27 protein-coding genes, 1 tRNA gene and 1 riboswitch are annotated in these 23499 nt (G+C 58.7%); of the genes, 19 read left to right on the forward strand and 9 right to left on the reverse strand.

The annotated features are described in order from the left end of the window. Positions 1 to 55 precede the first annotated feature (55 nt). From ABJZ52_RS04195 to ABJZ52_RS04210, 4 genes are all read right to left on the reverse strand, one after another. Positions 56 to 787 (reverse strand): proteasome-type protease, encoded by a 732-nt coding sequence (locus ABJZ52_RS04195; protein ID WP_348193310.1) that lies wholly within the window; start codon positions 785 to 787, stop codon positions 56 to 58. Between the two features lie 121 nt (positions 788 to 908). Next, on the reverse strand, positions 909 to 1724 hold the full coding sequence (locus tag ABJZ52_RS04200; protein ID WP_348193312.1) for a transglutaminase family protein: 816 nt from the start codon (positions 1722 to 1724) through the stop codon (positions 909 to 911). A 24-nt stretch (positions 1725 to 1748) separates the two neighbouring features. Continuing rightward, positions 1749 to 2699, reverse strand: a complete 951-nt coding sequence (locus ABJZ52_RS04205) for an alpha-E domain-containing protein (RefSeq protein WP_348193315.1) — start codon at positions 2697 to 2699, stop codon at positions 1749 to 1751. Between the two features lie 3 nt (positions 2700 to 2702). Further along, complete coding sequence (locus ABJZ52_RS04210) at positions 2703 to 4097, reverse strand: circularly permuted type 2 ATP-grasp protein (RefSeq protein ID WP_348193386.1); 1395 nt, start codon at positions 4095 to 4097, stop codon at positions 2703 to 2705. A gap of 262 nt (positions 4098 to 4359) precedes the next feature. On the opposite strand from ABJZ52_RS04210, the gene ABJZ52_RS04215 reads away from it, so the two are divergent. After that, positions 4360 to 5892 carry an acyl-CoA carboxylase subunit beta gene (locus ABJZ52_RS04215; protein WP_348193317.1) on the forward strand — a complete coding sequence of 511 codons (1533 nt, stop codon included), beginning with the start codon at positions 4360 to 4362 and terminating at the stop codon, positions 5890 to 5892. 72 nt (positions 5893 to 5964) lie between these two features. Here the strand turns inward: ABJZ52_RS04215 and ABJZ52_RS04220 are convergent, their stop codons facing one another. The 3 genes from ABJZ52_RS04220 to ABJZ52_RS04230 form a co-directional block, all read right to left on the reverse strand. Further along, positions 5965 to 6294, reverse strand: coding sequence for a hypothetical protein (locus ABJZ52_RS04220; protein ID WP_348193320.1), 330 nt, complete (start codon positions 6292 to 6294; stop codon positions 5965 to 5967). 89 nt (positions 6295 to 6383) lie between these two features. Continuing rightward, the gene (folB, locus tag ABJZ52_RS04225; RefSeq protein ID WP_348193323.1) at positions 6384 to 6755 is read right to left on the reverse strand and encodes a dihydroneopterin aldolase; all 372 of its coding nucleotides are present in this window, start codon (positions 6753 to 6755) and stop codon (positions 6384 to 6386) included. Positions 6756 to 6879: 124 nt separating this feature from the next. Further along, on the reverse strand, positions 6880 to 7341 hold the full coding sequence (locus ABJZ52_RS04230; RefSeq protein ID WP_348193326.1) for a hypothetical protein: 462 nt from the start codon (positions 7339 to 7341) through the stop codon (positions 6880 to 6882). Between the two features lie 240 nt (positions 7342 to 7581). Here ABJZ52_RS04230 and ABJZ52_RS04235 point away from each other — a divergent pair, with 240 nt between their 5' ends. The 4 genes from ABJZ52_RS04235 to ABJZ52_RS04250 all read left to right on the forward strand — a co-directional run bounded on the left by ABJZ52_RS04235 (position 7582) and on the right by ABJZ52_RS04250 (position 11752). Then, entirely contained in the window at positions 7582 to 9594 is a 2013-nt protein-coding gene (locus tag ABJZ52_RS04235; protein WP_348193329.1) for an acetyl/propionyl/methylcrotonyl-CoA carboxylase subunit alpha, read from the forward strand. Positions 9595 to 9609: 15 nt separating this feature from the next. Beyond that, the gene (locus tag ABJZ52_RS04240) at positions 9610 to 10269 is read left to right on the forward strand and encodes an HAD hydrolase-like protein (RefSeq protein ID WP_348193332.1); all 660 of its coding nucleotides are present in this window, start codon (positions 9610 to 9612) and stop codon (positions 10267 to 10269) included. A gap of 61 nt (positions 10270 to 10330) precedes the next feature. After that, positions 10331 to 10477: riboswitch (FMN riboswitch) on the forward strand. A 73-nt stretch (positions 10478 to 10550) separates the two neighbouring features. Then, the gene (locus ABJZ52_RS04245; RefSeq protein WP_348193335.1) at positions 10551 to 11465 is read left to right on the forward strand and encodes a DMT family transporter; all 915 of its coding nucleotides are present in this window, start codon (positions 10551 to 10553) and stop codon (positions 11463 to 11465) included. After that, positions 11462 to 11752, forward strand: coding sequence for an acylphosphatase (locus ABJZ52_RS04250; RefSeq protein WP_348193338.1), 291 nt, complete (start codon positions 11462 to 11464; stop codon positions 11750 to 11752). Before ABJZ52_RS04245 ends, ABJZ52_RS04250 begins: the two co-directional genes overlap by 4 nt. Before the next feature lie 18 nt (positions 11753 to 11770). On the opposite strand, the gene lipB is transcribed toward ABJZ52_RS04250, so the two are convergent. Next, positions 11771 to 12472, reverse strand: coding sequence for a lipoyl(octanoyl) transferase LipB (gene lipB, locus ABJZ52_RS04255; RefSeq protein ID WP_348193341.1), 702 nt, complete (start codon positions 12470 to 12472; stop codon positions 11771 to 11773). A 100-nt stretch (positions 12473 to 12572) separates the two neighbouring features. Here lipB and ABJZ52_RS04260 point away from each other — a divergent pair, with 100 nt between their 5' ends. The 4 genes from ABJZ52_RS04260 to mgtE all read left to right on the forward strand — a co-directional run bounded on the left by ABJZ52_RS04260 (position 12573) and on the right by mgtE (position 15193). Beyond that, the gene (locus ABJZ52_RS04260) at positions 12573 to 12839 is read left to right on the forward strand and encodes a FliM/FliN family flagellar motor switch protein (RefSeq protein ID WP_153768629.1); all 267 of its coding nucleotides are present in this window, start codon (positions 12573 to 12575) and stop codon (positions 12837 to 12839) included. Between the two features lie 147 nt (positions 12840 to 12986). After that, positions 12987 to 13073, forward strand: a tRNA-Leu gene (locus ABJZ52_RS04265). A gap of 171 nt (positions 13074 to 13244) precedes the next feature. After that, on the forward strand, positions 13245 to 13601 hold the full coding sequence (locus ABJZ52_RS04270; RefSeq protein ID WP_348193346.1) for a hypothetical protein: 357 nt from the start codon (positions 13245 to 13247) through the stop codon (positions 13599 to 13601). A gap of 176 nt (positions 13602 to 13777) precedes the next feature. Continuing rightward, positions 13778 to 15193: a magnesium transporter gene (gene mgtE / locus ABJZ52_RS04275; RefSeq protein ID WP_348193348.1), complete on the forward strand. Its 1416-nt coding sequence runs from the start codon at positions 13778 to 13780 to the stop codon at positions 15191 to 15193. A 29-nt stretch (positions 15194 to 15222) separates the two neighbouring features. Here mgtE and ABJZ52_RS04280 read toward each other — a convergent pair whose 3' ends face one another. Further along, the gene (locus ABJZ52_RS04280) at positions 15223 to 15873 is read right to left on the reverse strand and encodes a MarR family transcriptional regulator (protein ID WP_348200076.1); all 651 of its coding nucleotides are present in this window, start codon (positions 15871 to 15873) and stop codon (positions 15223 to 15225) included. Between the two features lie 199 nt (positions 15874 to 16072). Here ABJZ52_RS04280 and ABJZ52_RS04285 point away from each other — a divergent pair, with 199 nt between their 5' ends. From ABJZ52_RS04285 to ABJZ52_RS04330, 10 genes are all read left to right on the forward strand, one after another. Further along, positions 16073 to 16498 carry an organic hydroperoxide resistance protein gene (locus tag ABJZ52_RS04285; RefSeq protein ID WP_348193354.1) on the forward strand — a complete coding sequence of 142 codons (426 nt, stop codon included), beginning with the start codon at positions 16073 to 16075 and terminating at the stop codon, positions 16496 to 16498. A gap of 76 nt (positions 16499 to 16574) precedes the next feature. Then, on the forward strand, positions 16575 to 16850 hold the full coding sequence (locus tag ABJZ52_RS04290; RefSeq protein WP_348193357.1) for a YciI family protein: 276 nt from the start codon (positions 16575 to 16577) through the stop codon (positions 16848 to 16850). 104 nt (positions 16851 to 16954) lie between these two features. After that, on the forward strand, positions 16955 to 17377 hold the full coding sequence (locus ABJZ52_RS04295) for a VOC family protein (RefSeq protein ID WP_348193360.1): 423 nt from the start codon (positions 16955 to 16957) through the stop codon (positions 17375 to 17377). Positions 17378 to 17546: 169 nt separating this feature from the next. Continuing rightward, complete coding sequence (locus tag ABJZ52_RS04300; RefSeq protein ID WP_348193363.1) at positions 17547 to 19061, forward strand: serine hydrolase; 1515 nt, start codon at positions 17547 to 17549, stop codon at positions 19059 to 19061. Positions 19062 to 19171: 110 nt separating this feature from the next. Continuing rightward, positions 19172 to 19882: a GH25 family lysozyme gene (locus ABJZ52_RS04305; RefSeq protein ID WP_348193366.1), complete on the forward strand. Its 711-nt coding sequence runs from the start codon at positions 19172 to 19174 to the stop codon at positions 19880 to 19882. 90 nt (positions 19883 to 19972) lie between these two features. Beyond that, complete coding sequence (locus ABJZ52_RS04310) at positions 19973 to 20401, forward strand: MerR family DNA-binding transcriptional regulator (protein WP_348193369.1); 429 nt, start codon at positions 19973 to 19975, stop codon at positions 20399 to 20401. Continuing rightward, on the forward strand, positions 20401 to 20844 hold the full coding sequence (locus ABJZ52_RS04315; RefSeq protein WP_348193372.1) for a PaaI family thioesterase: 444 nt from the start codon (positions 20401 to 20403) through the stop codon (positions 20842 to 20844). Before ABJZ52_RS04310 ends, ABJZ52_RS04315 begins: the two co-directional genes overlap by 1 nt. Before the next feature lie 4 nt (positions 20845 to 20848). Then, entirely contained in the window at positions 20849 to 21289 is a 441-nt protein-coding gene (locus ABJZ52_RS04320; protein WP_348193375.1) for a GNAT family N-acetyltransferase, read from the forward strand. 43 nt (positions 21290 to 21332) lie between these two features. Beyond that, on the forward strand, positions 21333 to 22505 hold the full coding sequence (locus ABJZ52_RS04325; protein WP_348193378.1) for an isovaleryl-CoA dehydrogenase: 1173 nt from the start codon (positions 21333 to 21335) through the stop codon (positions 22503 to 22505). Positions 22506 to 22645: 140 nt separating this feature from the next. Next, a complete protein-coding gene (locus tag ABJZ52_RS04330; protein ID WP_348193381.1) occupies positions 22646 to 23272 on the forward strand; it encodes a LysE family translocator in 627 nt (208 codons plus the stop codon). Positions 23273 to 23499: the final 227 nt, after the last annotated feature.

A 23499-nucleotide genomic window follows, 5' to 3' on the forward strand; every position in this document is an offset into this window, starting at 1 on the left:
ACGAACAGCTAACAGCCGGAACAGGCTGAAAAATCCCGGAAATTGGAGGCGTGCCTCAGACGTCCAACTCTTCCATGTCGGCAAAGGCGTCGCGCAGTGCGTCGGACCAACCCAGAGACAGCTTCTGGAAATACGGATTGTCCTTCTCGATCCGAAGCTGACGATCGGCCGAAAAACTGTCCTTGTTGTAAAGTAGGAGGTCGATCGGCATGCCCACGGAAAGGTTTGACCGCAGGGTGCTGTCGAAGGACAGGAGAACCAACTTCGCGGCTTCGCCCAGGCGCATGTCAGAGCGGGTGACGCGGTCGAGTATGGGCTTGCCGTATTTGTGCTCACCGATCTGCAGAAAGGGGGTGTCCTCGCAGACCTCGATGAAGTTACCCGCTGAATAGATCTGAAACAGCCGTGGTTCCTCGCCCTTTATCTGTCCGCCCAGAATAAAGGTGACCTGGAAGTTTTCCGCGTTCGAGCCGAGGCTTTCACCGTCGATGGCACGGACTTCGCGAATGGCGCTGCCGATCAGGCGGGCTGCCTGGAACATGGTCTCCACGGTCATCAGGGTTGGACGGCCTTCGCCTGCCGACTGAATATGCTCGCTCAGCAGGGAGATGACTGCCTGGGTTACGGCCAGATTGCCTGCAGACAGCAATGTGAAAACGCGATCTCCCTCTTTCTCCCAGACGTGGAGCTTCTTGAAGGTGGAGATATTGTCCAAGCCTGCATTGGTTCTGGTGTCAGCCGCAAAGACCAGTCCGCGGTCAAGCTTCAATGCAACGCAATAAGTCATTTCGTTTCGTGTCCCGGGTCAGGCGCATTCGTTTGGCGGGGCCAATTTCAAACACCTATATCAGACTTGTTTATCAGTATCAGGCGCGAGACATGGGATCGTGCGTGTGAATTGCAAGATCTTATTGCTGCTGCTGAAGCGCCGCCTGTGCGACCTCGACTTCAACATCCATGTTTTCATCGTTGCCACCAAAACGGATGCCTCTTATGGGGGCAGCGGAACGTGAGTCCAGTCCCTTGGCCAAGCGTATGTAGTGATCGGTTGGGCAGATACCGTTGGATATGTCGAAAGCCAGCCAACCCAGACCATCGATGCAAACCTCCGCCCAGGCATGATGCGCCTCGGATTCCATTTCATCTTCCAGAAGCAGATAGCCCGATACATAGCGTGCGGCAACGCCGATGGAGCGGGCAGCCGAAATGAAGATATGGGCGTGGTCCTGGCAGACACCTTCGCCAGCTGCCAGTGCAGAGACCGCCGTTGCGTGGGTCTCCGTCACGCCGGTTTGATAGGCGACCTTGTCGCGCACGGCGTGCATCAGATCATGAAATCCTGCGATCTTGTCGTCCTTGTCGGCGACAGCGCCCAAACGCCGAATGGCCTGATTGGCCTGAGTGACGGGCGTGAAGCGCGTGTAGATTCTGCTTGGGGCTTCGTTGCGCTCCGTGCCAACCACTCCCGACTTGTCCTCCGTCTCGATGGTCCCGGTTGCCGTGATTGTCACGCCTTCGGTGACCTCTTGGGATGAGACCATATGCACGATGTTGCCGAAGGCGTCGGTGTAGTTGGTGGCGCGTGACATCCCCGGGGCGTCAATGGCCCAGTCGATCACGCGCTGGCTGCTACAATCAGGCGGTGTTAGCCGCAGTTGTTGCATGGCATTGGCCACGGGCGTGTCATATTGGTAGCTGGTCTTGTGTCGAACGGTCAGTCGCATTGGTGCACCGGGCGTGTCTGAGGATCAGGCAAAATTATAGTCCAGCGAGAGTTGATGCGCGAAAGCGTTGTTCTTGCGGATGAAATCGAGCAAGAAGTCATGAAGTCCGCTTTGATAGATGTCGCGCATCTCCTCCTCATGAAGCTCTTTCGACAGGGCTGCCGCCATATCGATGCTGGGCTTCCGTTCAACGTAGAACTGCTGGAGGTCTTCAGCGGTGTCATTGATCCAGTCGTAACAATGGGCCAGAGAACGCGGCATTTCTTTTCTCAAAATGAGGAATTCCGCGATGTTGAAGGCCTTCAACTTGGCCTCCGGATAGGCAAACCGATAGCTTCGCAGGCCGGAGAGCGTGCGCAGGATACCGGTCCACTGGCTGCGCTCCATGGAGCCGTCACCAATGACGTCATTGTCCGGCAGAAGAACCCAGTACTGAGCGTTGAGCACCCGTGCCGTGTTGTCCGCACGCTCGACGAAATTGCCAAGCTGGCTGAAGTAATAGCCGTCATCGCGCAGCATGGTGTTCAAAAGGGCGCCCCTGAAGAGATGGGAGCGCTGGCTAATCCAGGCCAGAAAATCAGGCAGCCGGTCCTGTGTGATCGACAGCGGATTGACGTCCGCAAACTCGATCCAGGTGGTGTTCAGGGCTTCCCAAAGCTCGCTGGTGATGCCGGTGCGGACGGCGCGGGCATTGTTGCGGGCGGTCTCGAGGCAGACGCGTACACTTGAGGGATTGTCCTTGTCGAAGATCATGTAGTTGATCACGCCGCGCGCAGTGATCTCGCCCACTTTTTCGGTGTAGGCATAGTCGACGCCGGCAGTTGCCAGCGCAAAGCGCCATTCATCGCGCTCGCTTTGACCCGAGTTCGGCACCATGGCCGACCGGTACGCGACTTCCAAAAGCCTGGCCGTATTCTGAGCTCGCTCTTGATAGCGGGACATCCAGAATAGGGAGGAGGCGGTTCTTCCAAGCATGGCTTAGTCCTCCAGTACCCAGGTGTCTTTGGTGCCGCCGCCCTGGCTTGAATTGACCACGAGTGATCCCTTCTTCAGAGCGACACGTGTCAAGCCGCCAGGAGTGATGCGAACCTGGTCGCCAATCAGCACAAAGGGGCGCAAGTCGACGTGCCGGGGAGCGACGCCAGAGGCGACATGGGTCGGGCAGGCGGAAAGCGCAAGCGTTGGCTGGGCAATGTAGTTCGTCGGGTTTGCCATGAGAACCTTTCGGAAATCGGCGATCTGGCGTTTGGAAGCCGTCGGACCGATCAACATGCCGTAGCCGCCAGAGCCATGGACCTCCTTGACGACGATGTCCTCGAGATTGTCGAGCACATAGGCCAGGTCGTCTTCCTGGGAGCAGTTCCATGTTGGTACGTTGTTCAGAATCGGCTTTTGTCCGGTGTAGAATTCGATGATGTCAGGCACATAGGCATAGATCGCCTTGTCGTCGGCAATCCCGGTTCCCGGGGCGTTGCAGATGGTAACGTTTCCTGCGCGATAGGCATCGAACAAGCCCGGCACACCCAGCATCGACCCGGCGTTGAACGTCAGCGGATCCAGGAAGGCGTCATCAATCCTGCGGTAGATTACATCGACCTGCTTGGGGTCGCGGGTCGTGCGCATGAAGACCTTGCCTTCATCGACGAAGAGATCGGGGCCTTCGACCAGCTCGATGCCCATGGAATCGGCCAGAAAGGCGTGTTCGAAATAGGCGGAATTGTAGATCCCGGGTGTCAGAAGAACCACGGTCTGGTCAGACTTGGCCTGGTTCGGGCTCACGCTTTCAAGGGTCTGACGAAGCAACTCGGGATATCGGTCCACCGGGGCGACGCGATGGCTCTGAAACAGCTCCGGAAACAGATGCATCATCGTCTCACGGTTCTCCATCATGTAGGAGACACCTGACGGGGTGCGTGTGTTGTCTTCCAGAACGTAGAATTCGTTCTCAGAGACGCGGACAAGGTCCGTGCCGATGATATGGGCGTAGACCTTGCGGGCAGGATCGTGGCCGACCATTTCGGGCAAGAAAGCCTCATTCTGCAAGATGAGGTCAGCGGGAATGCGGCCTGCGCGTATGATTTCCTGGCGGTGGTAGATGTCATGAAGGAAGGCATTGAGCGCGCGCACACGCTGATCTATGCCGGCAGACAGACGCCGCCATTCGCCGGGGGAGATGACCCGGGGGATCGGATCGAAGGGGATCAGGCGCTCTGTTGCTTCCTCAGCGCCATAGACGGCAAAGGTGATTCCAAGCCGTCGGAAAATGGTTTCCGCCTCTCGGCTTTTGCGCTTCAGGAAGTTGGGTGGCTTGTCTTCGAGCCACTGAGCGAGCTTTGCGTAGGAGGAGCGCGGGTTCCCGGCGTCATCCAGCATTTCATTGAAAAAAGACCGCTCTTCTGTCATTGCCTCCCCATTCATCGTTGCTGCCTTGTTGTGCAAGCTTTGCAAATTTCGACAGGGGCTCCAAGCGTAATATGAAGGCGTGATTGCCCAGTCTTTATGCAACCTGCCGCAAGGTTTTCCTGACTCTCCGCAATTTCGCCGAGGTTTTGGGCGTCTTCGCCCTTGTGCTGACTTTGCCTGCCCGATCCTGCATGCTACCAAGCCTTCGATTAAAAGCGTTTCGGAGAAAGCCATGAAGGAAATCCTTGCCGAACTGGAAAGCCGTCGCGAAACGGCCCGCCTTGGTGGTGGCGAACGGCGGATCGAGGCCCAGCACAAGAAGGGCAAACTGACGGCCCGAGAGCGCATTGAACTGCTGCTGGACGAAGGGTCCTTCGAAGAGTTCGACATGTTCAAGCAGCATCGCTGCACTGATTTCGGCATGGATGAACAGCACATCCCAGGCGATGGCGTGGTGACCGGCTGGGGCACGGTCAACGGCCGGACGGTCTATGTCTTCTCCAAGGATTTCACGGTTTTCGGCGGTTCCCTCTCGGAAACCCATGCCCAGAAAATCATCAAGGTCCAGGACATGGCCTTGCAGAACCGTGCTCCGATCATCGGCCTTTTCGATGCCGGTGGTGCGCGCATCCAGGAAGGTGTGGCGGCGCTGGGCGGCTACGGCGAGGTTTTCCAGCGCAACGTGCTGGCGTCAGGTGTCATCCCGCAGATTTCCCTGATCATGGGACCGTGCGCGGGCGGTGACGTTTACTCCCCGGCCATGACCGACTTCATCTTCATGGTGCGCGATACATCCTACATGTTCGTCACCGGGCCGGATGTGGTGAAGACGGTCACCAATGAGACGGTTACGGCCGAAGAACTTGGTGGTGCATCTGTCCATACAACCAAATCCTCGATTGCCGACGGGGCGTTCGACAATGACGTCGAAGCGCTTCAGGAAATGCGTCGGCTGATCGACTACCTTCCAGCCAACAACACGGCCGAACTTCCTGAAATCGGCTCTCACGACGATCCGAATAGGATCGACGAGAGCCTCGATACGTTGATCCCGGAAAACCCGAACAAGCCCTACGACATGAAGGAGTTGATTCTCAAAACGGTCGACGAGGGCGACTTCTTCGAGATCCAGGGCTCCTTCGCGGGCAACATCATCACCGGCCTAGGCAGGATGGAAGGGCGAACCGTTGGTATCGTTGCAAACCAGCCGATGGTTCTCGCCGGGGTTCTGGACAGCGACGCCAGCCGCAAGGCAGCCCGGTTCGTGCGTTTCTGTGACTGTTTCAACATTCCGGTCGTGACCTTTGTCGACGTTCCAGGCTTCCTTCCAGGGACAGCACAGGAGTATGGCGGGTTGATCAAGCATGGCGCGAAGCTGCTGTTCGCCTACGCGGAGGCAACGGTGCCGAAGATCACGGTGATCACGCGCAAGGCCTATGGCGGTGCCTACGACGTGATGAGCTCGAAGCATATTCGCGGCGACATCAACTACGCCTGGCCGACGGCCGAAATCGCCGTGATGGGCGCCAAGGGCGCGGTCGAGATCCTCTATCGCTCGGAGCTTGGCGACAAGAACAAGATCGCACAACGCACCAAGGATTACGAAGACCGGTTTGCCAACCCCTTCGTGGCCGCAGAGCGTGGCTATATCGATGAGGTGATCATGCCGCATTCGACCCGTCGCCGGGTGTCTCGTGCGCTCGCGCTATTGCGATCCAAGGCGCAGCAGCTGCCTTGGAAGAAGCACGACAATATTCCGCTGTAACGCACGCGTTCAGCCCTTAAATCTCAGAAACGGCCCCAATTCGGGGCCGTTTTTACGTCCAGCTGGTGTTTGCTACCACCGTCTGAAGCCTCTGCGCTCGAACAAGGGCTCGCGGCATTCATAGGCCACCGGGCACTTCGGATTGTCACGCGTCGGGCCGAACTGGGTGAAGAGCTGTTCGCCGGGATCGCAGTAGCTGTAGTTCGATACGAAGAGGGAGTAGGTGTGCGTTCCGGTGGTGAAGACCACGCTGCCATTTCGTTTCACCATGGCTTGCGCCTGGCCGCAGGTCATCTTGCGCAGGTCCGGACGAGCCTCTGCAGCAGTCCCGATAATGAGTAGTGTTGCCATTGACAGGGCGGCAACGCCAGCACCTTGCACGGATCTCTTGCTCTTGAGCATTTCAACTTCCCCCCTTCAGCCAGCCTCACAGTGAGTTAAAGAGGCCAATGCGGCAGTATCTGGGCAAGACCTGCAAGGTCTGCCGAGGGTTATCCTGGCACGGGCCGGTCACGGGTGATTTCAACGCTGACCTTGCCGGTGGCAATGGGAAGAGGTGCGCCGGGCTTGTGAATGCGGACGCGGGTCTTTTCGATCCGTGGATCTGCCTGGAAGAGCGCCTCTGACACCGCCGCGGCCAATCTCTCGATCAGCTTGAAGCGGGTTTGCGTGACGGCGTTTTCGACTGCCCTGGTCAACGAACCATAACAAACGGTCTGCTCATACTCGTCGCTCTCGCAAGCCTTGCTCAGGTCGAGCCAGCAGGTGAGGTCGACGTGGAAACGTTGGCCGAGCTGGGCCTCTTCGTCATAAACGCCATGATAGGCGAAGAACGAGAGATCTTCGAGGTGTATGGCATCCATGGAACTTGCATCCTTCTGGAGCACCCGTGCGGGAGGTGCGGGATCGAGAGCCGGTTTAGTGGCTCGCGATCCCAAAATCCAGAGGCAGTTTTCGCAGGTTCAGAGACGTCCGCGGTGCAGGCGCCTATTTGTAGAAGTCGGCCGGGCAGACGCTGCTGGACAGGGTCTCGCGTGCGCCCTTGAGAGAGAATGCTGCGTAGCGCTCGTCATCGAATTTGACGGCCAGAGAGACGCCGCTTCGCAACTTGTTCCACAACACGGTGTAGCCGTCGGCGCAGGCTGCGCAATTTGTCTGCACGTACCCCTTCGCGTCGGTGTCCATCTTGAGCATGCTTCGGTCGATGACGACGCGAATCTGCTTGCGTGCCGGAGCATTCTTGCCGTCGATATCAATGTCGACCACCGTTCCGGAAACACTGCGCGACCGGTTGCACCAGATTGTAAAGCGTGCGCCGTCGGGTGTTTCAGTCCAGTATTTCTCAAAACCCTGTACCTTGTCGGTCTTCCAGTTTCCTGATTGTGCTGCAAGAGCAGGGCCTGCATGGAAGGCCAATGGCAATAGAAAAAGTAGTGTCTTTTTAAACATCGGAATAACCCCCAATTCCCGATCAGTAAAAAGACACAAAACTGTTAAAAATGACTATACTTTGATTGAGGCTACCAGGGTCGCCTCGCGATGTGTTTTGACCGTTTTGGAAGCAAAGCTTTTTCGCGATGGGGGCGACGGTCAGATTGCACTTTTGGCCAGTCATCCTTTGGACATATTGCGCCGCGCTATCGGTACGCCTAAAACATGGCCACGAAAAATAATCTGGGCGGAGCGCGCATGTTCTCGAAGATACTGATTGCCAACCGGGGCGAGATTGCTTGCCGTGTCATCAAGACCGCAAGGCGCATGGGCATCAAGACCGTTGCCGTCTACTCGGATGCGGATCGGGACGCTGTTCATGTCGAGATGGCGGACGAAGCGGTCCATATCGGCCCGGCCGCTGCGGCCGAATCCTACCTGATTCCGGAAAAGATCATTGCCGCCTGTAAACAGACCGGCGCCGAAGCGGTTCATCCTGGCTATGGATTTTTGTCCGAGCGGGCCAGCTTTCCCGAAATGCTCGCGAAGGAAGGAATCGTCTTCATCGGTCCGAACAAGCGCGCCATCGAGGCGATGGGCGACAAGATCGAATCCAAGAAATTCGCCAATGATGCCAATGTGAGCACGGTTCCCGGATATCTGGGCGAAATTCATTCCGCTGAGCAGGCCGTCGAGATTGCCGAAGACATCGGTTTTCCGGTGATGATCAAGGCGTCCGCCGGTGGTGGTGGCAAGGGCATGCGAATTGCCTGGAATGCCGATGAGGTCAATGACGGCTATGTCCGCTCGAAGTCGGAGGCGGCCTCGTCATTCGGTGATGATCGCGTCTTCATCGAGAAGTTCATTGAAAACCCGCGCCATATTGAAATCCAGGTGCTGGGCGACAAGCACGGCAACGCCATTTATCTGGGTGAGCGGGAATGTTCGATCCAGCGCCGGAACCAAAAGGTCATTGAGGAAGCGCCGTCGCCGCTTCTGGATGAAGAGACCCGCCGGAAAATGGGCGAGCAGGCCGTCGCCCTCGCGAAGGCTGTCGACTACGACAGTGCCGGTACGGTCGAGTTCGTCGCCGGTCAGGACAAAAGCTTCTTCTTCCTGGAAATGAACACCCGCCTGCAGGTGGAACATCCGGTCACCGAACTGATCACGGGTGTCGATCTTGTCGAGCAGATGATCCGTGTTGCCGCTGGTGAGAAACTGGCGCTCAAGCAAGATGACGTCAAGCTGAACGGCTGGTCCGTCGAAAGCCGCATCTACGCTGAGGATCCTTACCGCAACTTCCTGCCGTCGATTGGCCGCCTCGTGCGCTATACGCCGCCGGAAGAGGGCATCGAAGATGGTGTGACGGTCCGCAACGACACAGGTGTTGTCGAAGGATCGGAGATCTCCATGTTCTACGATCCGATGATCGCCAAGCTGATCACCCATGCCCCGACGCGGTCGGAAGCGATCGTGGCCATGAGCGATGCGCTTGATGCGTTCTATGTCGACGGGATCCAGCACAATGTGCCGTTCTTGACCGCCCTGATGAACCATCCCCGTTGGCGCTCGGGCGAACTCTCTACAAGCTTTATTGCCGACGAATACCCAGAGGGCTTCGAACCTGCGCAACCGAATGCGGCTGCGCTGGAGCTCTTGAGCGCTGTTGCCTTGTCCATGGGCGCGCTTGGCCGGGAGCGGCTTGATCATTTGCCTGATCGTCTGCGGCCACATTCAGGCGAGATCCGGGAAGATTGGGTGATCAAGCTGGACAAGACCTATATGCCGGTGCGTCTGGCTGCAGGTTATCCGGGAAGTCCGGTCGAGATTGATGTGGCTGTCGGCGAGGGGCCGGTCGTTACGGTGCTGTCTGACTGGGCACCCGGGGGCAATTTGTGGGAAGGGTCCATTGGTGGACGCAAGGTGACCGTTCAGGTCCGTCCGGTACTCGGCGGCTATCGTCTCGACTGGCAAGGCTATTCGGTCATTGCCAAGGTCATGACGCCCAGAGTTGCAGAGCTTGATGGATTGATGCCGGAGAAGCTTCCGCCGGACACGTCCAAGATGTTGCTGTGCCCGATGCCTGGCCTGGTGGTTTCGATTGCGGTCGAGGAAGGCCAGGAGATCAAGGCTGGCGAACAGTTGGCGGTTGTCGAGGCGATGAAAATGGAGAATGTTCTCAGGGCCGAGCGCGACTGCACGGTGACCGCGATCAAGGCTGTAGCTGGTGACAGCCTGGCTGTTGATGCGGTGATCATGGAATTCTCCTGACGCCGAAAGGCCTGCATGACCTATAAAACCGTTCTCTTTGACCTCGACGGGACCCTGACGGACCCGTTCGAGGGCATCACGCGTTGTATCCAGTATGCGCTTGAACGCATGGAAGCCGAGGTTCCGGCACAGGATGATCTTCGCTGGTGCATCGGCCCGCCCCTTTGGGACAGCTTTTCGGTTCTTCTCGACACAGATGACCGCGCCATTCAGGACGAGGCCGTCGCCTTTTACCGCGAGCGCTTCACAGCGACGGGGCTCTATGAGAACACCTTGATCGAGGGGATTGACGGGCTGGTGTCTGATCTTGTCGCTGATGGCCGCAAGCTCTTTGTCGCCACCTCCAAGCCGCACGCCTATGCCGGCAAGATCGTCGAGCATTTCGGCCTCATGCCGTATTTCGGCAAGGTCTATGGTTCCGAGCTGGACGGCACACGGTCAGCCAAGGCCGAGTTGATCGCGCATATCCTCAATGAAGAAGGCCTGTCGGCGTCCGAGTGCGCCATGATCGGCGACCGCAAACACGATCTGATCGGCGCTATTGCCAACAAGGTCGACGGCTTCGGGGTCATGTGGGGCTATGGCAGCCGCGACGAGCTTGAAGGCGAGGGGCCTGTGGCTGTTGTCGACACACCTGTTGCGCTTGGAACGGAGCTCGGCCTTCGTTCGGCTTGAGCCTGTTTCTTCAGCTTGCACCTTGGCGCATCTGTCGCTAAATCTGATTTCAGTGAGAGTGAAATGTTCTCGGGGCGGGGTGCGATTCCTCACCGGCGGTATCAGGGAAACCTGGAGCCCGCGAGCGCCTTGGATAGATGTTCAAGGGTCAGCAGATTCGGTGAGATGCCGAGGCCGACGGTCATAGTCCGGATGAAAGAGAACGCACGGTGTGCGACCTGTTTTGGACAGGGCGCCTCCGTTCGTCTGCCCTGTGCCATTTGCCAGCCGAGGTTGACGACATGACGAGACTGAACGGACTGAGAATGCCTTTGATAGCCGCCGGGTTGATGGTGGCAGCCGGGGCGTCCTTTGCGGCAGTCAATGTGGCGATCCAGACCGCGACGATGAAACTGGGCATGCCGTCTTCTTCGGTGGTGTTCTGGCAGTATGCCGCCGCGCTGGCCTGTGCGCTGCCCTGGCTTGTCCGGCGCGGGCTGTCGGGCCTCGCGACCAGGCAGCCGGGCCTGCATCTGCTTCGGGTGGTTCTTGCGGTTGCCGGTGTTCAGCTGTGGGGCGCAGGTCTCGCGTCCGTTCCGATCTGGCAGGCCATCGCGCTGGTTATGACATCCCCCTTTTTCGTCGTCATTGGGGCCTGGCTCCTGTTGGGAGAGAGGATCGGTTTCGCGCGCTGGGCGGCGACTTTGCTTGGCTTTGCAGGTGCCATGATCATCCTCGAGCCCTGGTCCGACCGGTTTCAGCTGGCGGCGCTTCTGCCGCTGGCGGCAGCGGCCTTCTGGGCGGGAGCGTCTCTCCTGACCAAGAAGCTGACCGCATTTGAGCCTGCGGATACGGTGACCATCTATCTGCTCTTGCTGCTGACGCCGGTCAATTTCGGCCTCGCCCTGGCCGAGGGGTTTGTCATGCCGCAGGGGATCGGCATCCTTGCGATCGCGGCGGCGGGCGTTTTGACGGTGACGGCGAACTATTGTCTGACGCTGGCCTATTCACGGTCAGATGCTGCCTTCATTCAGCCATTTGATCATCTGAAACTGCCGCTCAATGTCTTTTTCGGCTGGCTGGCATTTCAATATGCGCCCAGCGGCCCCTTCTGGCTCGGAGCCCTGACGATCGTGGGTGCATCGCTCTACGTCATGCACGATGAAAAAAGCCGGGCTTCGGAGCGGCAAACCGCCACTGAGGAGGCGCGCGCGTGAGCGAGTCCGACTTCGTTTCCTACTATGTGACCGTCAAAGGCCGCGTGCAGGGTGTGGGCTACCGTGCATGGTGTGCGGCAGAGGCTGAAAACCGGGGCTTGAGCGGCTGGATTCGCAACCGGCGCGATGGTTTTGTCGAGGCGATCTATCACGGGCGCGCCGACCGGGTGAAAGAGATGGTTGCCTTGTCCGAGGAGGGGCCTGAGCTCGCCCGGATCGACAAGATTCTGGCGCACCCGTGCGACCCGCCCGATGTGGCCGGTTTCGTAACGCGCCCGACCTACTGAACGCTGCCTGCCGAATTGTCAGACTGTCGGGCCGAAGATCTTTTCGAATTCTGTGCGCAGGACGATATCGTTCTCCGGCATGCTGACCGGAATGCCCAGGTCGACCAGACTGGTGACGCCATGCTCCTGCACGCCGCAGGGCACGATGCCGGAGAAATGCTCCAGATCCGGTTCGACGTTGAAGCTGATGCCGTGGAAGGTCACCCATTTGCGCAGGCGAATGCCGATGGCGGCGATCTTGTCCTCAACGGTCGCGCCGCGCTCGGGACGACGGACCCAGACGCCAACCCGGTCCTCCCGGCGCTCGCCGCGGATGTGATAATGCCACAGGGAGCTGATAACCCAGGCTTCGAGTGCGGCAACGAAAGCCCGCACATCCTGGCGCCGGCGCTTGAGATCCAGCATGACATAGGCGACCCGTTGGCCGGGACCGTGATAGGTGTGCTGCCCGCCGCGCCCGGTCTGATAGACGGGAAAGCGGTTCGGCGCGATCAGGTCGGCGTCATCAGCGCTTGTGCCAGCTGTGTATAAAGGAGGGTGCTCCAGCAGCCAGACGCGCTCATTTGCCTCGCCGGAAGCGATTCGCGCGACGTGGGTTTCCATCTCCACCATCGCGGTCTCATAGTCCACAAGGGCGTCTGAGACGACCCATTCTACCGGAGGGGCGTCCAAAAGGGGTCGGAAATCGGCGCTGAGAGTGTCTCTTTGTGGAGCAGGCATTGGCTTGAGGCTTTTGCTGATTTTTTCGAACGGGAAGGCATGTTAAGCATGAACGCATGCGGTGCCATGAGCACTTCACACATATAGGCGGAACCTTCCGATGGCCACCTTCGATGAAATCAATGTCGATATTTCCGTTGTCCTGGGCGCATCCGAGATGCCGGTGCACCAGCTTTTGCGCATGGGCCGTGGCGCGGTGATCGACCTGGACGTCAATGAAGACGACGATGTGGAGATCTACGCCAACAGCACGTTGGTCGCGCGCGGGCAGGTGGTCCTTTTGGGCGAAAGGATCGGGATCTCGGTCACGGAAGTGCTTCTGAGAGGCCCGGAAATCCGAGCCCCGCGTCTGGATGGACCACTTTAGGTCATTCTTAGCCGGCCCGGAAAATTCATGCCGGGATCTTTTTCCACGAGCTTGTGAAATAAACTGAAAAGCGCCCTTGCACAGCAGAATCCCTTTTGCTACATGGGGCTCCTCGCTGCCGAGAGGTGGTGGGTACTACCAGAGAATGCGGTCGTGGCGGAATTGGTAGACGCGCAGCGTTGAGGTCGCTGTGGGCTAACCCCCGTGGAAGTTCGAGTCTTCTCGACCGCACCATCAATCACCCTACCAAGTGATTGAAAATAAAAGCGTCCTTCGGGGCGCTTTTTTTGTATCTGCTCTCTTTTCCCAATTTTCGCCTCGTATAGGGCGTATGGATGATGCTGATCGTTTGTTGATCTGCCTTGTCCGTTGGAGCGGTTTGCCGTGCCTTTGAGGGATCTTGCCATGTTCGACTGTCTGAGGACCTCAGCCCTGTCTCTCGTGCTTGGTCTCGCCTTTTGCCTGTTGGTAGCGTTGCCAAACGCTGCGGCTGAGACAAGGGGACTGACGCCCGCGCTGGTGGAGGCGATGAAGGTTCCGCAGCAGAATTTGGGCAGCCTTTCCTGCCGGAGGCTCTGGTATCTTGAGCACAAGGTTCTGGCGGCGGGGCGGATCTGTCCGAGCACGGACCGGGCGCGCCGGGCCTTTGGAAAGGCGCTGCCCTGTATCTCCGATGAGGAGCGTATTCTGCCGGAACGGGCCGGGGACTATCTGGCCGAGGTCCGCCGTGCGCAGCGTGCGAAGTCCTGCCCGCCTGATTGACGCCGGCGTGCCCTGCCAGCGGCGAGGCCGTTCTGCTCGCAAGGCCGTCAAGATTGTGGACGGCACATCAGATCCTTGTGGCAAATGATATCGCGCAGCGTTACTTCTGAGGGCAGGGCCATTGCGCCCTCTTTGTGTGAGTTTCATCCGCGAAATCGCGGAGAAAGAGGGGCTTCATGGCGAATATCGACCTGCAGGACGATCTGACCGCAGATGCCCCCGTCCTTTCCGTTCGCGACGAAGAGGGCCACCTCAATCACGCCTTTATCCAGGCGGTTGAGGCGACGATCGAGGGCGAGGACGCGCTCGGGCTTCTGAAGCTCGCAGGCAAGCTCCATGAGGCCGACACGGGTGATCTGATCGAGAGCCTCGGGGAAGCGGATCGCGCCCGGTTCGTGCGTCTGCTGGGCGATGACTTCGACTACACCGCCCTGACCGAAACCGATGAGGCGGTTCGCCTCAAGCTGCTGGAAACGCTGCCGAACGAGGATATCGCGGAAGGCCTCGGAGATCTCGATTCCGATGATGCCGTCTACATCCTTGAGGACATGGACGCGGAGGATCAGGCAGAGATCCTTGGCGAACTGCCCTATGCAGACCGAGCGCAGCTTCAAAGGGCTCTGGATTATCCCGAATCCAGTGCCGGCCGGCGCATGCAGACGGAATTCATCGCGGTCGCACCGTTCTGGACTGTCGGGCAAACGATCGACTACATGCGCGAAGCGCGCGATCTGCCGGACAGTTTTTACGAAATCTACGTTGTCGACCCGACCTTCCGGCTTCTGGGGGCGGTCGCACTGGACAAGGTCCTGCGCACCACCCGGGGCGAGAAGGTCACCTCGATCATGACGGAGACCCGTCATGCGGTGCTGGCAACCGAGGATCAGGAAGAGGTTGCCCGCCGGTTCGAGCGCTACAACCTCGTCTCCTCGGCGGTTGTCGATGAAAATGAGCGACTTGTCGGGATCCTGACCGTCGATGACATCGTCGATGTCATCCAGGAAGAAGCAGAAGAAGATCTGCGCGCGCTTGCCGGGGTGGGTGATGAAGAGATTTCCGACAGTGTCCTGACAATTGCGCGCTCGCGGCTGACGTGGCTGGTTGTCAATCTCGGCACTGCGGTTCTGGCCTCTATCATCATCGCCTTGTTCGAAGATACCATCGAGGCAATGGTGGCGCTGGCCGTGCTGATGCCCATCGTGGCCTCCATGGGCGGAAACGCCGGCACGCAGACGATGACTGTTGCCGTACGCGGTATCGCGACCCAGGAGTTGGGTGCGCGCAACATGTTACGCGTCCTGCGCCGCGAAGTTCTCGTGGGCTTCCTCAATGGCCTGGCGTTGGCGATCCTGATCGGCCTGACTGCCTGGGCGTGGTTTCAAAGCCCTGGCCTTGGTGTCGTGATCGCCGGTTCGATCATCATCAACATGTTGTTCGCGGGCCTGTCAGGCCTGCTCATTCCGATCGCTCTCGACAAGGTCAATGTTGATCCGGCGATTGCCTCAAGTGTCTTTGTCACCACTGTCACCGATGTTGTCGGCTTCTTTGCCTTCCTGGGGATTGCTGCCCTCTGGTTCGGCCTGCCGTTTTAAAGGCACCTGAACCAGAGGGTGGCCTTTGGCTATTCTGCTTCGGCGGCTCTCAGTAGATTGTCGCGCAGGAGCATGATCTTGCCCTGCAGATCGATGACCTCTTCCACCGACATGCCGGTGGCGGCGAGAATGCAGGCTGTGAGGTTGCCTGTCTTTTTCTTCAGGGCGCGGCCTTTGCGGGTCAGGGCGATGCGCACCTGGCGCTCGTCTTTCTTGTCGCGCGTGCGGGTCAGCAGGTCCATCGCCTCCAGCCGCTTCAGCAGCGGCGTCATCGTGTTGGATTCCAGCTGCAGCCTGTCGCCCAGCGCGCCGACAAGGATCTTGTCCTTTTGCCAAAGCACCACCATGGCGAGATACTGCGGGTAGGTGAGGCCAAGCTCCTGAAGATGGGGCTTGTAGACCCGCGTCATGGCGTGATTGGCGGAATAAAGCGAAAAGCACAGAAATTGCTCGAGGAGGAGGTCAGCAGGTTCCGGGATCTCTACTTCCTCGTTGGTGTCTGCGCGCGTTTGGGCCGCTGCGGCGTCTTCTTTTGCGGCGCCGGTGTCCTTCGGTTGGTCTTTTGGAACGGCCGCGCCCTCTGGCGCGTTGGTCTCGACCGGTTTGTCTTCGGTCTTCTTCTTGGCCTTCTTGGGTTCGGGCACAGGGTCCAGGTCAAACGGAAACATCGTTTGTGTCATGGCAGTCTTGCTTTCACTTACGCAACTCAACAAGCCGCGGAAGATAATTCGTGCGCGATCTTATCGCAAGATGTTGAAATTAAATCGCGCGCGATATATATAATCAAATATTAGATCGTACGCGATTTAATATGGAAAATTCACTGCTGTTGCGGACAGATCACGTAGCGTCCCGCCGACCAGACGAAGGAAAATGAAGATGGGTGTTCAAGTCGCTTACACAACAAAAGCCAAGGCAACCGGTGGCCGTGACGGTGTCGCGGAAACCCTCGACGGCTCGCTGAAGCTGAAACTCGCCACGCCGAAGGAACTTGGCGGCGCAGGCGGTGAGGGCAACAACCCGGAGCAGCTGTTCGCTGCGGGCTATGCTGCCTGTTTCATTGGTGCGTTGAAATTTGTCGCAGCCCAGGAACAGAAGACCATTCCGGCGGAGACGAGCATCACGTCTGAAGTTGGCATCGGTCCGCGTTCCGAAGGCGGGTTTGGCCTGGAGGTCGCGCTTGAGGTGTCTATCCCGGGCCTGGAGGCTCATGAAGCCGAAGCTCTTGTTGCCAAGGCCCACGAGGTCTGCCCCTATTCCAATGCCACACGCAACAACATCGACGTGAAGCTCTCGGTCGCCTGATCTGGGTCTTTACAGCTCTCGCGGCGGCTTCATCCGCCGTGGGAGTTTTCGGCTGAACAAACCGGTGGTGGGATCCGTGAAGAACCTGTTTGTGCTCGAGCTTGAATATGCGGTTGGGCTTGATGAAGTTGACGCCCAGCTTTCGGCGCATCGCGTGTTCCTGGAGCAGAACTACGAGCGCGGTGTGTTCCTTGCGTCCGGACCCAAGCTTCCGCGCACCGGTGGTGTCATTCTCGCCAAGGCGTCCAGCAGGGAGCAGATAGAGGCGATTGTCAGAGACGATCCGTTTCAAAAGAACGGACTTGCAGTCTATCGCATTACAGAGTTCGAGCCACGGATGTCAGCACCGTAACTTGAGCTACACTAAAAGGGACGCCAGAAAGTCCTCGGGGATTTGCGTCGGTCCGGTCGGCCAGCTAGATTTTGGGCCGCCACTTTACGGATCAATGATTTGCGATGACAGCTCCCCCACTTGACGGCATTTTGGAAACGGCGGTCTATGTCGATGACATGGATGCTGCGCATGAGTTCTATGAAGGCGTTCTGGGCCTGACGCGCATGGTCGCGGGCGACCGGCTTTTTGCCTATGACGTTGGTCCGGCGCAGACGCTCCTTGTTTTTTATCGCGGGCATACCGGCGAAGATGTGGCAACGCCCGGTGGCGTTGTTCCCGGTCACGACAGCGTCGGCCATTCCCACTTTGCCTTTCGGGTCGATGCCGGCAAGCTTCAGGCTTGGCGCGATCATTTTGCGCAGTGTGATGTCGGCATCATCAGCGAGGTCGTGTGGCCGGCTGGTGGCACAAGCCTCTATTTCAACGATCCGGACGGCAACGTTCTGGAATTGGCCTCGGCACCGCTCTGGCCGAACTTCACCTAAAAGCAACAGCTTTGTGGTAAGCCTCGGGCGTTCTTGCCTCTGGAGGTTGTTTTTGATGTTTGGCTGTTTCACCCGGTCTCGTCGCCGCTTTCCTGTTTTTCGTTCAGATTTCCGCCGTTTATCAAGAAGGATTGGACTGGCCTGTGCCCTGGTTCTGGCCGGCCCTGCTGTGACTGCGCGAGCCGAAGAACCCACGCTTTCACCAGCGCAAACGGTCTCCGTTCCGGTTGATGACGCGCAGATCGAGGCCGCGCTGGAGAAGCTGGATGCGCTGACACAAGACGCTCTTGAGCGGTCCGGGGTGCCGGGTCTTGCAGTGGCTGTTGTCTGGAAGGGCAAGACCGTCTTCGCGCAAGGTTATGGCGTGCGCGCTGTGGGTGACCCAGCGCCGGTCGATGCAGAGACCGTGTTCCAGATTGCGTCCCTTTCAAAATCGCTGGCCGCAACTGTCGTGGCCGGCAAGGTCGGTGAGGGTGTCGTCCGCTGGGACGATCCGGTGGTCGACCATCTGCCCGGGTTCCGGCTTCAGAACGAGGCCGTCTCCGAAATGCTCACCCTTGGGGATCTCTTTGCGCATCGGTCCGGCCTGCCTGATCATGCGGGAGACGATCTGGAGGATATTGGCTTTGACCGCGCACAGGTCCTGGAGCGTCTGCGCTTGCTGCCGCTCGGCCCCTTCCGCGACAGCTACGCCTATACGAATTTCGGTCTGACGGCGGCGGCTGAGGCTGTTGCCAGGGCGTCCAGATCCGACTGGGCGTCGCTTTCGGCTGACGTCCTTTACCGGCCTCTCGGGATGAGCCGCACCAGCTCCCGGTTTTCGGACTACATCGACCGGGATAATCGTGCCTTCCCGCATGTGCGCGACAACGGCAGCTTCGAGAGCCTGTTTCAACGACAGCCGGATGCGCAGGCGCCTGCGGGAGGGGTGAGTTCCAGCGTCAATGACATGGCGAAGTGGATGGCGCTTGTTCTGGGAGAGGGAGCTTTTGAGGGCAAGCAGCTGATCGACGGCGATGCGCTCTTTCACGCGACGACTGCGCAAGTGATTTCTTCGCCGCAACATGCCCTGGATGCCCGGCCGGGGTTCTATGGCTTCGGTTTCAATGCCGGCGTTGAGCCGACGGGACGTGTCACCCTCAGTCATTCGGGGGCCTTTGCGTTGGGTGCCGCGACCGCCTTTCTGATGGTGCCATCTCTCGATCTGGGCATCGTCGTTCTGACGAATGCAGAGCCTTTCGGTGTTCCTGAGGGTCTCGCAAGGTCCTTTTTCGATGTGGTTGAATATGGTGCGCCGACGCGGGACTGGCTTGCGGGCTACGGGCAGCTGATGGCGCCCCTGATGGCACCAGTCGGCACCATGGCCGGCAAGCCTGCGCCACTCGATCCGAAAGCCGCCGGACCACTGGTGGACTATGCCGGTTCTTATGAAAATGCCTATTTCGGTCCGACAGAGATTACGTCGGGCGAGGATGGGCTGGTTCTGGAAATTGGTCCCAGGGGGCAGACATTCGAACTGACGCATTGGGACGGTGATACCTTTGTCTTCGAGCCGCGCCTTGAGAATGCGCCGGCGGGCAGCCGTTCGCTGGTCCGTTTCGAGCGCGACAAGGCAGGGAATGCAACGGCGGTCTGGATCGAGTTTTTCGACGAAAACGGATTTGGTTCCTTCAAACGGCAGTAGCAGCTGCTTCCGGGCCGAAGGCACCTAGCCGGGCCGGTGCCAAAGAGTGTATGCCGTTTGCAGGTGTGATTTTTGCGCCGGTTTGATTGGTCGCAAGAGGCTGGGGTCGAATGCGTTTTTTGCAGGGATTGCTGAAGGTCCTTTTCTATGTGGCCATCGGCGCGGTGTTGTCGATTGTGGGGGCGGCTGTCTTCTTCATGACATGGGAACCGGACAGGGAGCTCTACCCGGTAAGGGGCATTGATGTGTCCCGTCATCAGGGCGCGATTGACTGGCATCAGGTCGCGGCAGACGATGTTGCTTTCGCCTACATGAAGGCGAGCGAAGGCGGCGACTTCAAGGACAAGGCATTTTCTGCCAACTGGAAGAACGCAGGCGACGCCGGTCTTGTCCGCGGGGCCTACCACTTCTTTTCCCTGTGCAAGTCAGGTGCTGAGCAGGCGGCTAACTTCCTTCAGGAGTTGCCGGTTCAGGATGCCATGTTGCCGCCGGTGATCGACATCGAGTTTGAAGGCAATTGCGCACGACGTCCAACGCGGGACGAGCTGCTGCGTGAAGTCTCCGACTTTGTCACGCAGGTAGAGCAGGCAAGCGGCCGGGAGGTCATGCTCTATGCGCCTGAAGATGTGTATTTTGCCTATCTGACCGGGCAGGGCCTTAGCCGTCCTCTTTGGGCGAGGTCGATCTGGCGCTCTCCGGGCTATGCCAACGAATGGGCGATGTGGCAGTATCATCAGCGCGGCGATATCGCCGGGATCGAGGGTGAGGTGGATCTGAACGTTCTCGCTAGCGGATTGACGCTCGATTCACTGGTTCGTTGATTTTTTCAAATCTATGAATTTTATAATAAAATACGCCTCTGTTGACTTTAAGGTCAAAAAACGGAAAGGTCGGTTCTCCACGGAGGATCCATGCAGCGGCTCTACACCATCACGCAATTGACCCAGGAGTTCGCGATCACCACGCGAACGCTTCGCTTTTATGAAGCGCAAGGGCTTTTGTCTCCTCAGCGCCGGGGCCGTCAGCGGCTTTATACGCCCGCGGACCGCACGAGGCTCAAGCTGATCCTGCGCGGCAAGCGGCTTGGCTTTTCCCTGGCTGAAATCAGCGAGATCATCGAGATGTACGGCAAGGCGCCTGGCGAACCGGGTCAGTTGCGTTTGCTGATGCAGAAAATCTCCGATCGCCGAGCCGAGCTTCTGGAAAAGCGGCGGGACCTCGAACATGCCCTCAACGATCTTGATGAGGTCGAAGCCGGGTGTCGGCTGCGCATGAAGGAGCTCGGACTTGAGTTCGAGGACATTGCCGCTGCAGGGGACACTTTAGAGGAAACGGTCTGATGCTGCTGGAGCCTCGGGATCCGAACTGGGAACAACGCGCACGGCAGAGTTTCGCCAGGCAGCCCTTCATGGCGCATCTTGGGGCAAGTCTGACCCATCTTGCGCCCGGTGCTGTCGATATCGAACTTCCGCGCAGGCCTGAACTCACCCAGCAACATGGGTTTTTTCATGCCGGGCCCACGTCTTCTGTTGCCGATTCTGCCGCCGGCTACGCAGCGCTGACGCTGTTCCCGGCAGGAACCGGAATCCTGACGACCGAGTTCAAGGTCAATCTTCTCAATCCGGCGAAGGCATCTCGGATCGTGGCAAGGGGGCGGGTCATCAAGCCTGGCCGGACGCTGACCGTTTGCCGTGCCGATGTCTTTGGTCTGGACGACGATGATCAATCTCATATCTCCACCGGACTCTTCACCCTGATGTGCCTTGAAGGCATGGAGGACTGACTCAATGAGCGACGCAACGATCCGGCCTTTGTCAGCATCCGACAGGGCCGAATGGGGCCGTCTCTGGCAAGATTACCTGACCTTCTACAAGCAGGACCTGGCTCCCGAGGTGACCGACGGCCTGTTCGAGAGGCTTCTGGGCGAGGGCGGACATTTCGGTCTTGTCGCCGAGCTTGACGGCAGGCTTGTGGGCCTTGTGCACTCCCTGCCGCACGCAAGCACCTGGTCGCTCGAGCCCACTTGCTATCTGGAAGACCTCTTTGTCGATGAGACCCTGCGCGGCGGCGGTGTCGGGCGCAAGTTGATCGAGGCTGTCTCCGCAGAGGCGGAACGGCTCGGTTGCTACAAGATCTATTGGCATACGGAAGAAGGAAACGCCCGGGCGCGCCGGCTTTACGACCGGATCGGGACCTTGAGCGATTTCGTCAAATACGACCGGCCATAGGCCGCTCAACAGCAAACAGATTGTCTCTGGGAGGAGATACACCATGATCCGCAACGACTTTCCGTCCTTCAATTTCAACCTGGGCGAAACGGCTGACATGCTGCGCGACAGCGTGCGCGCGTTTTCGCAGGACCGGATTGCGCCGCTGGCAGAGAAGATCGATCGGGAGGACTGGTTCCCGCGTGAACTCTGGCCTGAAATGGGCGAGATGGGTCTGCACGGCATCACCGTGGAAGAGGAGTGGGGCGGCTCGGGTCTCGGCTATCTGGAGCATTGCATCGCCATGGAAGAGGTCAGCAGGGCCTCTGCTTCCATTGGCCTGAGTTATGGCGCGCATTCCAACCTTTGCGTCAATCAGCTGCGCCGTTGGGGCACCGATGACCAGAAGACGCGCTATCTGTCCAAACTGATTTCCGGCGAACATGTGGGCGCGCTGGCCATGTCGGAGCCGGGCGCCGGGTCTGACGTGGTTTCCATGAAGCTTCGGGCCGAAAAAAAGGGCGACAAGTACATTCTCAACGGCACCAAGATGTGGATCACCAATGGTCCTTGCGCCGACACGCTGATCATCTATGCCAAGACCGATCCGGAGGCAGGCGCCAAGGGCATGACCGCGTTCCTGGTCGAGAAGGATTTTCCGGGTTTTTCCGTTGCGCAAAAGCTCGACAAACTCGGCATGCGCGGGTCTGAAACTGGCGAATTGGTGTTCCAGAACTGCGAAGTACCGGAAGAAAACGTGCTCGCCGAAGTCGGCAAGGGCGTCAATGTCCTTATGTCGGGTCTCGACTATGAACGAGCCGTCCTGTCGGCAGGCGCGGTTGGCATCATGCAGGCGGCGATGGATGTTGTGATCCCCTACATCCACGAGCGTGAGCAGTTCGGTCAGCCCATCGGCACCTTCCAGCTGGTGCAGGGCAAGGTCGCGGACATGTATGTCGCCATGAATGCCACCAAGTCCTACGTTTATGCGGTGGCGCAGGCCTGTGATCGGGGCGAGACCACCCGTGAAGATGCCGCCGGAGCGATCCTTTATGCGGCGGAGAACGCCACCAAGCTTGCCCTCGATGCAATCCAGCTTCTGGGTGGCAACGGCTACATCAATGACTATCCGACCGGCCGCTTGTTGCGCGATGCCAAGCTATATGAAATCGGCGCGGGGACCTCGGAAATTCGCCGCATGCTGATTGGCCGGGAGCTGTTCAACAAGACCAGATAGGGACGGGAGCTTCCGGCCGGGTTGGTCGCGAGAATGACCTGTGCGGTCCTGTCAAAAATGCTATGGTATTCCTATTCCCTCAACCTTAAGGCACGCCCCGATCAGGGGCAGCGGCCGCGCAAGGATCAACAGGAACCTGGATGGACCTGACGCTTTTTCTCGCCTTTCTGGCGGCAACACTTGTGATCATTGCAACGCCGGGGCCAGCTGTGGCTCTGGCGTCAAGTCTTGCCGTGCGGCATGGACCCAAAGCGGCAATGGCGAGTGTTGCCGGCGACGCGCTTGGCTCGGTCGTGCATATCGTTGTTGCCGTTCTCAGCCTGTCGGCTCTGCTGAGCGTCGCAAGTCAGATCCTGCCCGCACTGCAGATCGTCGGCGGGCTGTATATTCTGTATCTCGCCTATGCGGCCTTCACGGCAAAACCCCATGCGCCTGAGGACAATGCCGTTCACCGGGGATATCGTTCGGCCTTTATCAGTGGCTTCTTCTCCTGCGTGAGCAACCCGAAGGCCATCGTCTTTTTTGCGGCGCTTTTCCCGAGCTTCATTTCTCCAGAACACGATGTTCTTTGGCAGTCCTTCATCTATGGATTGATCTTTGTCGTCCTGGATGGTGCATCTATCATGGGCTATGCGATGCTTGCGCTCGCCGCACTCCGGTCACCGCTTGGCAGCCGCATCAATGTGGACAAATTGAGCGGTGCCGGCCTGTTCGGGATTGGTGTGTTTCTGATTTTCAAGGGCTATCGGGACCTGCGGGCCGTGTAGGGTTTGCCGCACTCAGCCGTTCGGCCAACGCCAATCCCGCCGCAGGATGTCTCCCCGGCGTTTTGGCTGTTCTGATCTCCCGTTCAACGGGATGGCAGGCGCTCCGGACTTGCCGGGAGCGGTTGGGAAAGTGGGATGTGCAAGGCCGTCACGCCTGCCCAAGCTTCGTGTCCCAAGTGACTGAACGTGCGCCTTTCTCTTTTCTGCGCGCCGGAAGTAGAGCGTCC

Origin of the sequence: Roseibium sp. (assembly GCF_039982295.1) — a bacterium.
Lineage (GTDB): Bacteria > Pseudomonadota > Alphaproteobacteria > Rhizobiales > Stappiaceae > Roseibium.